The following is a 13,353-nucleotide window of genomic DNA, read 5'->3' as shown; positions in this document are numbered from 1 at the left end:
TTTACAATACTTTTGCTAACTACCTTTAACCACACATTAACGCTGAAGGATTAGTACCACAACAAGGATGCATGCTATTACTAGGATATCTGCAAAAAGTCCACCAATCTACACCTCCATTCCCATTAATTTCTTTTAATTCTTGCTTTTTCAAAACTTGAATTTCTTTGTTTTTTAAAATGTTTGTTAACATAACTATATTTAATTTTGGTTAGTATACTAGTTTGTTATTTTTAATACGGAAGGTACTAAAATTAAAAAAAGTCTCAAATACTATATTTGAGACTTTTTCCACTCTTAATTCAAATTCAATTCAATGAGATAGTTTGATTTAGTTCTAACTATATTTAATGATTTTGAGAAGTCAATTAAAAACTGAATTGTTTCTTTTTTAGGATTCATTTTAGAGTCATAAGACTTGTCTGAGTAAATGTGCGTCATATAATATTTTTTATGCTTGTTTCCAAGTATTAAACGCAACTTTTCTCGGTTTATTATACTAATTAACTAAAATAATATTATTTTTTTCTACAATCTTTCTTAAATTGATTAAAGCATAGCGCATTCTTCCTAAAGCAGTATTAATACTTACTCCTGTATTTTCTGATATTTCGTTAAAACTCATATCATTATATATACGCATTACTAACACTTCTCTTTGTTCTTCAGGTAATTCGTCTATTAATATTTTCACATCTTCTAAGATTTGCTCTTTAATCATCTTATTTTCAACATTTAAAGAACCGTCACTTATTACTGAAAAAATATCAAACTCATCTGAATTATTGAATTTAGGCATTCTATTACCTTTTCTAAAATAATCAATAATTAAGTTGTGTGCAATACGCATAACCCAAGGTAAAAATTTACCTTCTTCATTATAAGAACCTTTCTTTAAAGTTCTTATTACTTTAATAAATGTGTCTTGAAAAATATCTTCGGTAGCATCTTTATTTTGTATCTTGCTATAAATAAAGCTATACAATCTTTGTTGGTGGCGTTTGATTAAAATTTCTATAGCCAGCTCATTTCCGTTAATGTAATTCTTTACTAATTCGCTATCAGTGGTAACGTTTGTATTCATATAACTACTTTTTACGAAGAAAACTATAAGCTCTCTTCTAGGTTAAGGGGTAAAATTTATTTTTATAAAAAGTAATTATATTCTATAGGCGTTATTCTTTAATATTGACTAATAAACATTTACAAATATTGTATTTTTAAAACACTTATACAAATAATATTTCATTTTTTTTAATCAAAAACCTAATTAATCGTAATCTTACAACACTTTTTTAATAAGATTTTTAATTTTGGAAACAGCAAAAAAAATACTATTCGCACAGTTAAAACAATTAACTTTTAATATACCCTACCAAAAAAAATCATTTTTTTACATTTTTTTACACTTCTTTACATTAAAATAGTTTTGAATTGCCCTATACAACTATTTTATACGTCAAAAAATTAATGTATCTTAATAAGATTAACTAACTAAACTAAAGATGAAACACACTGAAATTCAAACAAAAACAACTTGCATCACTAACATTTCTGAGAAAGAAATTATCTTCCCTCCTGGTGAACTATTAATTAATGATGGTAGAGAATATATAAATGTTTTTCCTTCTGGAAATATTAACTACCATAGTAACTTTACGCAACCTTTACCTTCTCTAGTAGAAGCAGTATATGAGCCAATAGATGATGAAAATGGGGTAATCAAAGTAAATGTTCTGTTTTTTGTTGATTCTGAAGACGATTTAAATAACATTAAAGTAAATCAGCTTTTTTGTATTAGTAGCTTAGGTGAATGTAAACTACAGTTTTTTATTTATTGTGATGAAGCTCAACTAAATTCTTTAACAAAAAGCTCCAATAAATACAGAGCCTATACTGTAAATTTTGAAACCAATAGTACTAACAATTTCCCTAAGGGTAAACCCAAGCCTGTTAGTTTAAAGGATATTAAAGTCGTAGAAACTTTTATATGGAATATTGATCCTGAAACGTCTAGAGGTACAGAAACTAGCGTTCAAACTACTGATTAAACATAGATACTATTTTAATGACTAGTTATAAAACGTTTTTACTTTTAACGTTCTTATGCTGTTATACATTAGTTTTTTCACAAAAAAAAGAAGATAAATATTTTTTCTCCTTTTCTAAGAAAGTAAATCAGCTAAAAATAACAGATAAAGACTTTACAAAAACAACCCATTCTTTTTTAAAAAAAGAATGGGATTCAGTACTTATTTATTCTGCTAAGTTTTTAATTAAAAACATTCATAAAGATGCTACTAACTATACTCATTATATGCGTGGTTATAGCTTTATGAAAAAAAAACTTTACAAAGAAACCTTAAAGGAATATAATAAGATACCTCCTTCATTTCCCTTTTATTATAAAATCACTAGAAACCTTGGTGGTATTGCTTTAGAAGAACGTAAATACCAAAAAGCCATTTTCTTCTTTGAAAAATTAAATAACTTACCTGATTCTGTCACTGATTACAACAAGAGTTCTGTAATACATGATTTAGGCATTAGTTATTTCCATTTATCAAACTTCAAGGAATCTGAAAAATATTTATCAAAAGCAATTTTACTTCAAGAACAAGCTAAAGACACTTTACGTTTAATAGGTTCTTATATGGATTTAGCAAATGTGTATTATGAACAATATAAAGACAACATAGCTATTCCTTATTTTGAAAAAGCTTACCAACTTTCTAAAAAAGTTACAGACTATAAAATAAAGCGAAAAGCTTCTCTAAATATGGCTGTAGTAGAAGAAAATAGAAAAAATTTTGCTAAAGCACTTAAATATAGAAAAGAATTTGAAAAATGGAAAGATTCACTTAACAATCAACATAAAATCTGGTCAGTTGCTCAATTTGAAAAAAAGTTAGCTATTACTCAAAAACAAAAACAAATAGACCTTTTAGCTACAGAAAATAAATTAAAAGCCTCACAACAAAAAGGACTTTTAACTACCTTATTTCTATTATTACTTTTGTTAATATTAGGCATTTATTTTTATTTTCAAAAAAGTAAAAGCCATAAAATAATAACTTCCCAAAAAGAAAAATTAAACACTCTTAACCAAACAAAAGACAAACTTTTTTCTATTGTTAGTCATGATTTACGCTCTTCTGTTAATCTTTTAAAAATAAGTAACAAACAGTTATTAAGTGAAATTGAAAATAGAAACTATACTGTGTTAGATACTTTGGTTACTAAAAATGCATCTATTGCTAATAACACCTATAATTTATTAGAAAACCTTTTAAATTGGGCTACTATGCAAACTAGACAATTGTATTTTCATATTGAATCTATTGACCTGTATTCTGTAATGCAACAAGTAGCTTTTAATTATAAACCTTTATTAGAAAGTAAAAACCTTGTCTTAAAAAACACCATACCTCCTGCTTCATTTATATTAGCTGATTTAGACTCTCTTAAAATTATTATTCGTAACATATTGGATAATGCTATTAAATTTTCTAAGCCTAATACTCCTATAGTAACTCATATAGAAGATATAGATAAAACTATTTACCTAACTATTGAAGATACTGGAATAGGTATGAGTAGTGAAACCGTAAAAGAACTTTTAAAAGAAACTGATTTATTAACTAAAAAAAAGAACAAAGAAGAAATAGGAACAGGCTTAGGTATACAATTATGTAAATCTTTTGCTGCTAAAAATTTAGCCTCTTTTACTATTAAAAGTAAAGAAGGTATAGGAACTAAAATAATTATTGGATTTAAAAAACCTAATACTCATGGATAATGTAAATATTTTAATTATTGAAGATGACAGTATTTTAGCTAATGAGTTAAAAAATGTACTTGAGAAAAACAGCTACCATGTAGTTGGCATTGCTACTCACTACCAAGAGGCTTTAACTCTATTTTACCAGTTACCTGTTGATTTGGTAATGATTGATATTTTTTTAGGCGAAAATCCAGAAGGTATTACTTTTGCGGAAACTATTTCTACAGTTCCAAATGCTTTAAAGCCATTTATTTTTTTAACTTCATCTAAAGATCGTCAAATATTTGAACGAGCAAAGTTAACCAAGCCTTTTCGATACTTACTAAAACCTTTTAATGAATTAGAAGTTTTATATGCTATTGAAATAGCCATTGAAAAGTTCTACGAACAACCTAATGTTTATGCTAGTACTGAAGAAAACACGGTTATTAGTGATAACTATTTATTTATAAAGAAAAGGAATACATTAAAAAAAGTAAATCTGGCTAGTATTATTTACATTGAAGTAGAAAATAGGTATTGTAACATTATTACAGAGCTAGAAAAGTTTGTCATTCAAATATCTCTTAGTAAAGTAAATCAATATTTAAATCAGGATTTCTTTAAACAAATACACCGAAAGTATATTGTAAATACTGAAGCTATTGAAGAAATTACCCCTCCAGAAAATGCTTTACGTTTAAAGAACAACCATCTCATTTATTATAGTGATAAATACAAAAATCTTATTCAAAACTTTTCTATTTTAAAGTAATCTACTTTTTTCTCTATAAAATCCTGTACACGAAATTGTTTTATCACTTTTTTTCGTGTACACCTGTTGTACACGTTTTTTTCTCGCAATTTTTTCATGTACACTAACTATACACCTTTTTTTACTGAGAAAAAAAAGGTATACAAACTTTTCTACTATATTTTTCTTGTTTTCATTCTAAAACCTTCCTTATTCACAACACAAAATTGCTTACTCACAACATCCAACTCATTTAACCTAGTATTTAAAAGTAATTTTATATCAGAGAACGAGAAAATAGCGCTATCAAAAGTTTTCTAACAGTAACCAAACGTAGAGTTCAGAAACTACTATAAAAAACGAGGCGAATTCCGAAAAGCCTTATGAATAGGAATAACTAATTTTTAAATTTTATTAAAATGGAAAATACGATAACCAACAAAGAAACAGAAAACTTAATTTTAAGTAAAGGACCAAAAGGCAAAAGGTACATCATGAAATTAGCCGAAGGGCAATACCTTGGATATCCTAAAAATACGGATCCTGAAAAGGAAGAAAACATGATTATTGTTGATAATGAAAATGATGCCGTATTAATTAATAGATCTACAAAAAGTTTAGCAGAAGATGGCTATTACACTTGGGCATTCTACCCTCATGGAGATAAGAAAAAAGGTAAGAGAATAGACTACCGATTAAGAAATGGCTTCCGTAGAATATTTGGTAATAATAATGACAGTTTAGCAGTTTCTTGGAAGCCTGAACATGAAAATGGTGGTAAATTTTACGCTGTAGCCCCAAAAGTACCTGAAGCCTTACATCCAAGATTGGGCAATAAAGGAGAAAATTTAATTGCTGCTGCAAAGGGTGGCTATGAGATTGAATTGATAGAAAGAAAATAAAACTTTTAAGCCTCTATTTAAACTAGAGGCTTTTTTAAAAACCAACAATCCCCCTTGAAATCAAAAAAACTAAGAATTAACTAATTAAACCACAAAATTATGTCAGAAAATGTTAAAGGGATTATCCAAGTAGACAACCAAACAGATGCGTATGCTATCGCTTCTCCTAACTCTACAGATGTAGATTATGGTAAAATTCAAGAAGGTCCATACTCAGTACCACCTCATACAAGACAATTAGGTATAAAATGTCAAGGTGCTAAAGGAAGTGCTACAGGGACAGATTTTACCCAAACTTGGGAAATGAGTGATGGAGGTACTATAAAGGTATATGTTGATGCTCCTTATTCAAAAAATAACAAGTCCAAGTTAAAAGAAAACACTACCAAGTATGAAGTTACAGCTAACCTTTTAGATCCTCATGGTAATGCCGTTGTTGATTTAATTATTAAATAAATAATTAAAATGTAGAGTTCAGAAACTACGATAAAAAACGAGGCGGATTCCGAAAAGCCTTATGAGTAGGAATAACTAATTAAATCATTAATTATGTCTAATTTTTTAACAACAACCTTTAAATTTATCACAGAAAAAGAAAATGCAACTTTTTATATCGATCATGTAAAAACATATGGAGTTAATGGATGGGTCACTATGCCCATTAATCAAGAAGTTCAAGGATTTCAAAATCAAGGAATACAGTATTTAAACATTATCAATAAGAAAATAAGTGCAAATTCAACAGGGGATTCAAACACTAATGGAGTATTAAGTTTACAGATAGACCCAGAAATTGTCAACCAAGTACCTTATACTCCAGAGGGAGCCAGTTTACTTATATGTGTAAATGGCTCAAACATAGAAATAGATATCCACAAAAATGGCGGGATAAAATCTGTTGGCACTTCTGGTGATAAAAGTGTAACATTTGAACCTGACTTTGGAAACGTAGGAAATACCAGTTTCATTTTTTGTTCTTAAAAGAATCAAAATTATACGTATCGCTATGTGATTTTAAACGTAAATTTTTGATATTAAAAAAAGAATTTCTATTTCTCAATATTCTATTAATTGTCTATTTAATTTTAAAAAGAACTTCATACTTGAAAGACAAAATTGCAATAAAAAGCTTTTAAAAAATGTAATGTAGAGTTCAGAAACTACGATAAAAAACGAGGCGGATTCCGAAAAGCCTTATGAGTAGGAAACCAAACTTAAATTAAAAATTATGTCTAAAAAAGTTATTGGTTATTTCAGTAATTGGATTAACCTAGAAGATGTTAAAAACAAATACGAAGGATATACTGATATTTTATTTGCTTTTTGGCAAGACCCAAATACTGGTATGGTAGGTGCTGCTGAAGCAGTTACTAAAACCCCTGAAATAATAAGTTTTTTAAAGAACAAAAACAAAAAATGTATTCTAGCTGCAGGAGGAGCTAACTTAGCTCCGTTACATTTTGTAGCTAAAGATTTTGGTACCGAATTAGCAAATTTTGCTATACAATATGGTTTTGATGGAGTTGATTTAGATATCGAAAACTTAACCACTCCTCCTACACAAGAAGAAATTAACTGGCTTGTAGAAGCTACTAAAGCGGTAAAAAAGGTAAATAAAAACCTTTTAATATCACATGCTCCTCAAGCTACTTATTTTACAAATAATGGAGGGTACAGCTTAGTTGAAAAAGGCACTGGTGGTGCGATAGACTACTATAATATCCAGTATTATAATCAAGGATCTTGGGGCTACCAAACTTACTCTAATTATGATGACATATTTACAATCATGTATGAAAATCAAGTTAATGAAACCTCTATTCCTAGTATTATTAAACAAGGAGTTCCCGCTAACAAACTTATGGTAGGAAAACCTATAACTATTCAAGATTTAGGAAGCCCAAAATCTACTGGATATATTCCTTTAGAAGGACTTACTAAGATAATCAATCAAGCCTTAGAAAATAAAATACCTTTTGGAGGAGTTATGGGATGGAAAATTGATAGTGACAAGAATGGTCATTGGGGAAAAACCATGAAGCAAACGTTATCTAATAAAAAAGTACCTGTTAAAATCTAAAAATTTTACGTAAATACTAATTGAACCTCCTCGGTACAAATACATAATAGATCTATGATCCTTACCATTAACACCAGAGGTTGTTTTTAAAAGTTAATTTTTCAGGCAACCTCTATTTACAAAAACATATTTGTATCTTTTCTTTAATTATGGTCTATTAATTTTTCATACCTCAAACCAATAGACTTATTCCTAAAACAAATGGTTTAAGGACTTTTTAAATTTCAAAAGTTTTATAAATTCTTTATTTTTAATATACACAAGCTAATATTTTCATATCAATTTTAATAAATTCAAATCTTATGACACTAATCAAACAAGAAACCACAGAAAAGTTATTAAAACATCATATAGATGATTTTTTAAAAGAAATAAAAGGATGCCTTCCTTCAAATGTAGAAATATCAACCAACTGGGGAAGTTTAGAAGATGTTTTTCAGCATACTAAAAAAAGTCAAATATTTAACAGACGTTTACAATTCAACCCTTTTGTTATTGTTTTTTGTGAACAAGAATCTGATGTATTAACTACTTATCAAGCTGCTAAAAACAACAATTTACCTATTAAAGTGAGAGCAGGTGGACATGATCATGAAGGTGAATGTACAGGAACTAATATTGTTTTGATTGATGTGTCAAAAATGAGTGAAGCTAAACAAGTAAAAATTGATCCTGCCACAAAAGTAGCACACATTCCTCCTGGTATTCGTTTTCAAACTTTAACTAGTGAATTAGCTAAACATGATGTTATGATTCCGCATGGAACCTGTGCCACTGTTGGCATATCTGGTTTTACCATGGGTGGCGGCTGGGGGCCATGGACCAGAAAAGAAGGGATGTGTTGTGAACATTTAGTGGGTGCAAATATTATTTTAGGTGATGGTACTTTACATAAAATAGAAGCAAAAGGCAATGAAGTTCCTGAATTACTTTGGGCATTGCGTGGTGGTGGTGGTTTGAGTTATGGTATTGTTACAGAATTACGTATTCAAACATTTCCTCTACCTCCTGTTTTGCATCGTTTTGACTTAACATGGAATCCATATGAGGATAATGATCCTGATTCTTTAATTGAAAAAGTTCCTACGCTTAAGGTATTACAAAAGTGGGAAAATATTATCAAATCTGAAGAAACACCTCAACTGACTGGAACTAATTTAAAAATAAACGGAAGACCATGGGAAGCCAACAAACCCGTTCCTTCAAATATTTCTCATAATTGTGTTTTTTATGGGTACTGGGAAGGAACTGAAGAAAGTCTAGATAAATTTATAACCAAAAACTTCACTGATGATTTAACTCCCAGCATCATCAATATTGAACCTCCAACAGGTGCTGATTATGGTGATAAAGAATATGGATTACAATTAATGAGCTCTTGGGATAGAGAATCATTATATAAAATTAGACTAAAAATGTCTGTTGATTTACAAGGTACTCCATTGCAACCCGACGAAGACGAACCCGCTCCGCATAAAATTACTTCTAGATTAGTTAATAAAAACGGATTAGATGCTAATAACCAAAATGGATATCAAAAACTATTAGAGAGTCTTTCTTCTGATTTGTTATTAGAAGGAAATAGAGCATTAGGACTATTTAATTACGTAACTCTTGGAGCTATTGTTGGTGATTTTTATAAAAACAACATAGATAAAACGAACAGTGCTTTTCCTTATAAGGATAAATTATACACCATTCAATACCAATGTTGGTGGAATGAAAAAGAGTTTCAAAAACAAGAGTTTCAAGATAACTTTGTGTACGATAGAACTAATAGAGCTTTAGATTGGATTGAAGTGAGTAGGGATTATGACATTCCAAATACATCTGGAGCATTTATTAGTTTTAAAGATAGTTCTATTCCTACCAAAACTTATTTTGATAAGAGTTACCATCGACTTATAGAAATCAAAGAAAACTACTCTAAAGACAAATACAATCACTTTAGGTCTAGAAAAACAATTATATAAATATACTAGTATAACGACGCTATTACTTTTTATAATTTATTTCACTTAGAAATAACTATCTAAATATCAACACATTTAAGGGTTCTCCCTTAACACTATTAGTAAAAATACTGACTCTTTTTCAAGGGATATTGAGTATTGTAAATCAAGTAATTACACATTAACTTTGATATCAGAGGTAGTCTTATAAACTACTTTATAAAAGTTATAATTAGCGCTAAAATAATTTTTAAACTGCCAAAAGTAGAGTTCAGAAACTACTAAAAAAACGAGGCTTTCCTATGTAGCCAATCACATTAGGACTAACTATATAAATTAAAAAAAATGGAAAATCAAGATACGGTATTCCCAGTTAAATACATAATTAGTAACAACCTTCCTGGAGGAGTTTCTTTTAACGTAAACTTATTTGTAGATGTATACCACAAAAAAGTTTCTGGTTCTGGAAGAATTTTTCAAGCTACTAACCCGCCTTTAAATATCCCTACAGCTTTACATGGAGATTACTCTTATATGGCTACTATGCAATCTACTAACATTTTAGTTGTAGCAGAGGGGGTGAACCCTTTAATACCTATTATACCAGGTATTCCTAATGCTAAATTAAGAATGGTTTTAGATGAAAACTGGAGAACTGGTACAGCATACTATTCTTACCTTCAAGATGGTCAATGGATAAAAGTAGGTCCACAAAAAGTAGAGGCTATTGAAATTACTTCTAACGATACTGATATTGAAAGATTAGCTGATACTGTTAAAAAGGAGGAAGCTGAGTTAGCAACTGCTTAATAACTTTGCACTAAATATAATACGCCAATATAGCTACACCATTTTCATGGTGTAGTTTTTTTATTCCTAAAAACTATTATTTAAACTTCAAAATAAAAGACTTTTAAAAGAAAGTCTTTTTGTTTTTATTAAATATATAAAATTGTACTTTTACTTCTTATTTTTTGAGTAAATGAAAAGAGACTTATCTACCGTAAATCCTAAGGAAAATATAATAATTAAAGGCGCTAAATTGCACAATTTAAAAGATATTGATGTAGTTATTCCGCGTAATAAGTTAGTAGTTATTACTGGACTTTCTGGATCAGGTAAATCTTCTTTAGCTTTTGATACGTTATATGCAGAAGGACAAAGACGTTATGTAGAGAGTTTATCCTCATATGCTCGTCAGTTTTTAGGTAAATTACATAAACCAAAGGTTGATTATATTAAAGGAATAGCTCCTGCAATAGCCATTGAACAAAAAGTAAACTCAACCAACCCAAGATCAACGGTTGGAACTTCAACAGAAATATATGATTACATAAAGTTATTATTTGCTAGAATTGGTAAAACCTTCTCTCCTATTTCTGGGAAAGAAGTTAAAAAACACACCGTAACTGATGTTCTCAATTTTGTAAAAACATTTGAAGAGAGAACAAAACTTTTATTATTAGCTCCAATAACTATAAACGAAAACAGGAAATTAGAAACTGTTTTACAAGTTTTAACACAACAAGGCTATGCTCGTTTAAAATATAATGATACTGTATATAGAATTGATGATTTTCCTGTTAAAGAGTTTAAAGGTAACGAGCTTTTTTTAGTTGTAGATAGAATTGTTGTAAAACATGAAGATGACTTTTACAATCGTTTAGCAGACGCTGTTCAAACAGCTTTCTTTGAAGGCAAAGGTATTTGTTATATAGATAATTTAAACACAAATGAAACAAATGCTTTTAGTAATAAATTTGAGTTAGATGGTATTACTTTCTTAGAACCTAATACACACTTTTTTAGTTTTAATAACCCCTATGGAGCATGCCCTACTTGTGAAGGGTACGGAAATGTTATTGGTATTGATGAAGATTTGGTAATTCCAAATACTGGACTTTCTATTTATGAAGATGCTATTTTCCCTTTTAAAACGGATAGTTATAAAAAGTATAAAAATGACTTGATTCTAAATGCAGCTGATTTTGATATTCCTATCCACAAACCTTGGTTTGAACTTACAGAAGGGCAAAAAGATTTGGTTTGGAATGGAACTAAGAAATTTAAAGGAATTAATCGTTTATTTAAAACCTTAGAAGAAAAAAGCTATAAAATTCAAAATAGAGTTATGTTATCTCGTTATAGAGGTAAAACTACTTGCTCTGAATGCGAGGGGAAACGTTTACGTAAAGAGACTAACTATGTGAAGGTATATGGTAAAACCATTTCTGAATTGGTAACTCTTCCTTTAGATGAATTAGCTAGTTTTTTTAATACTATAAAACTAAATAAATACGAAGAAAAAATTGGAAAGCGACTACTAGCAGAAATTAACAGTCGTCTTCAATTTTTACAAGATGTTGGTCTTAATTATTTAACCTTAAACAGAACTTCTAACACCTTATCTGGAGGAGAAAGCCAACGTATTAATCTAGCAACTTCTTTAGGCAGTAGTTTAGTAGGTTCTATGTATATTTTAGATGAGCCTAGCATTGGATTGCATCCTAAAGATACAGAGCGATTAATTAAGGTTTTAAAAAGTCTACGTGATTTAGGAAATACCGTTATTGTAGTTGAACATGATGAAGACATTATGAAAGAGGCAGATTATATTATTGATATTGGCCCTGAAGCTGGTACTTATGGAGGAAATTTAGTTGCTGAAGGAACTTTTAAAGACATCATTAAATCTAAATCTTTAACAGCTCAGTATTTATCTGAAAAATTAACTATTGAAGTTCCTAAAAAAAGAAGGAATTCAAAAAACACCATTAATGTTATTGGTGCCAGAGAAAATAATTTAAAAAATATAGATGTTTCTTTCCCTTTAAATTGTTTAACTGTTATTACTGGAGTTTCTGGTAGTGGAAAAAGTACTTTGGTAAAAAAGATTTTGTATCCTGCTATGCAAAAACACCTAATTGGTTATGGAAATAAGTTAGGTCAACATACGGAAGTTAATGGAAGTTACGACACGCTAAAACATGTTGAATTTATAGATCAAAATCCTATTGGTCGTTCGTCACGCTCTAACCCCGTAACTTATATTAAAGCATACGATGATATTAGAAAATTACTTTCTGCACAAAAGCTTTCTAAAATTAGAAACTATCAGCCAAAGCATTTCTCTTTTAATGTTGAAGGTGGTAGGTGTGAAGTTTGTAAGGGAGAAGGAGTCGTAACTATAGAAATGCAGTTTATGGCTGATGTACATTTACAATGTGAAGCTTGTAATGGAAAACGCTTTAAAAAAGAAGTATTAGAAGTAAATTTTGAAGGAAAAAATATAGACGACATTCTCAATTTAACTATTGATGATGCTATTGATTTTTTCCAAAAACATGAAGTTACCAAAATAGCTAAAAAACTTAAACCTTTACAAGATGTTGGATTAGGTTATGTGCAATTAGGACAATCTTCTTCTACCCTATCTGGTGGAGAAGCACAAAGAATTAAACTTGCCTCTTTTTTAGTAAAAGGGAATACCAAAGACAAAGCGCTATTTATTTTTGATGAACCTACCACAGGGTTACATTTTCACGACATACAAAAGCTATTAAACTCTTTTGAAGCTTTAATTGAAAAAGGGCATTCCATTATAGTTATAGAGCATAATATTGAACTAATTAAATGTGCTGATTATATTATAGATTTAGGTACTGAAGGTGGAAAAAAAGGCGGAAATTTAATTTTTGCAGGGACTCCTGAAGAATTAGCCAAAGATAAAACTTCTTTTACTGCTAAATATCTTGCTGAGAAACTATAAATAAAACTAACACCTCTTCAATACAAACACATTAAAAGATCTTCTTAGCTACATTGTTTAATACTAAAAAAATAAGACTACTCGTTAGAATAGCCTTATTAGTAACAACACACAAAATTTAATCTATACAAGA

Annotated in this window: 13 protein-coding genes; 10 read left to right on the top strand and 3 right to left on the bottom strand. The window is 29.3% G+C overall.

Annotated features, from left to right (window positions below; all coding sequences use genetic code 11):
• Positions 1-25 precede the first annotated feature (25 nt).
• The 3 genes from ABNT65_RS20605 to ABNT65_RS20595 form a co-directional block, all read right to left on the bottom strand.
• Positions 26-193, bottom strand: coding sequence for a hypothetical protein (locus ABNT65_RS20605; protein ID WP_348702724.1), 168 nt, complete (start codon positions 191-193; stop codon positions 26-28).
• A 104-nt stretch (positions 194-297) separates the two neighbouring features.
• On the bottom strand, positions 298-441 hold the full coding sequence (locus ABNT65_RS20600; RefSeq protein ID WP_348702723.1) for a hypothetical protein: 144 nt from the start codon (positions 439-441) through the stop codon (positions 298-300).
• Between the two features lie 58 nt (positions 442-499).
• Positions 500-1,084 carry an RNA polymerase sigma factor gene (locus ABNT65_RS20595; protein WP_348702722.1) on the bottom strand — a complete coding sequence of 195 codons (585 nt, stop codon included), beginning with the start codon at positions 1,082-1,084 and terminating at the stop codon, positions 500-502.
• A gap of 421 nt (positions 1,085-1,505) precedes the next feature.
• On the opposite strand from ABNT65_RS20595, the gene ABNT65_RS20590 reads away from it, so the two are divergent.
• The 10 genes from ABNT65_RS20590 (at position 1,506) to uvrA (ending at position 13,220) form a co-directional block, all read left to right on the top strand.
• Entirely contained in the window at positions 1,506-2,051 is a 546-nt protein-coding gene (locus ABNT65_RS20590; RefSeq protein ID WP_348702721.1) for a hypothetical protein, read from the top strand.
• Between the two features lie 17 nt (positions 2,052-2,068).
• On the top strand, positions 2,069-3,799 hold the full coding sequence (locus tag ABNT65_RS20585; RefSeq protein WP_348702720.1) for a tetratricopeptide repeat-containing sensor histidine kinase: 1,731 nt from the start codon (positions 2,069-2,071) through the stop codon (positions 3,797-3,799).
• On the top strand, positions 3,792-4,538 hold the full coding sequence (locus ABNT65_RS20580; protein WP_348702719.1) for a response regulator transcription factor: 747 nt from the start codon (positions 3,792-3,794) through the stop codon (positions 4,536-4,538). Before ABNT65_RS20585 ends, ABNT65_RS20580 begins: the two co-directional genes overlap by 8 nt.
• A gap of 398 nt (positions 4,539-4,936) precedes the next feature.
• Positions 4,937-5,419, top strand: a complete 483-nt coding sequence (locus ABNT65_RS20575; protein ID WP_348702718.1) for a hypothetical protein — start codon at positions 4,937-4,939, stop codon at positions 5,417-5,419.
• 99 nt (positions 5,420-5,518) lie between these two features.
• Entirely contained in the window at positions 5,519-5,875 is a 357-nt protein-coding gene (locus tag ABNT65_RS20570; protein ID WP_348738170.1) for a hypothetical protein, read from the top strand.
• A 93-nt stretch (positions 5,876-5,968) separates the two neighbouring features.
• Complete coding sequence (locus tag ABNT65_RS20565; RefSeq protein WP_348702716.1) at positions 5,969-6,400, top strand: hypothetical protein; 432 nt, start codon at positions 5,969-5,971, stop codon at positions 6,398-6,400.
• A gap of 247 nt (positions 6,401-6,647) precedes the next feature.
• Complete coding sequence (locus ABNT65_RS20560; protein ID WP_348702715.1) at positions 6,648-7,499, top strand: glycoside hydrolase family 18 protein; 852 nt, start codon at positions 6,648-6,650, stop codon at positions 7,497-7,499.
• A 302-nt stretch (positions 7,500-7,801) separates the two neighbouring features.
• Entirely contained in the window at positions 7,802-9,472 is a 1,671-nt protein-coding gene (locus ABNT65_RS20555) for an FAD-dependent oxidoreductase (RefSeq protein ID WP_348746763.1), read from the top strand.
• Positions 9,473-9,796: 324 nt separating this feature from the next.
• Positions 9,797-10,261 carry a DUF1842 domain-containing protein gene (locus ABNT65_RS20550; protein ID WP_348702713.1) on the top strand — a complete coding sequence of 155 codons (465 nt, stop codon included), beginning with the start codon at positions 9,797-9,799 and terminating at the stop codon, positions 10,259-10,261.
• A gap of 172 nt (positions 10,262-10,433) precedes the next feature.
• Entirely contained in the window at positions 10,434-13,220 is a 2,787-nt protein-coding gene (gene uvrA / locus ABNT65_RS20545) for an excinuclease ABC subunit UvrA (protein ID WP_348746762.1), read from the top strand.
• Positions 13,221-13,353: the final 133 nt, after the last annotated feature.

Origin of the sequence: Tenacibaculum sp. 190524A02b (assembly GCF_964036645.1) — a bacterium.
In the GTDB taxonomy this organism is placed as follows: Bacteria; Bacteroidota; Bacteroidia; order Flavobacteriales; family Flavobacteriaceae; genus Polaribacter; species Polaribacter vairaonense.
The sequence above is the reverse complement of the archived record's forward strand: the minus strand, read 5'-3'. Positions and strand labels throughout refer to the sequence as shown.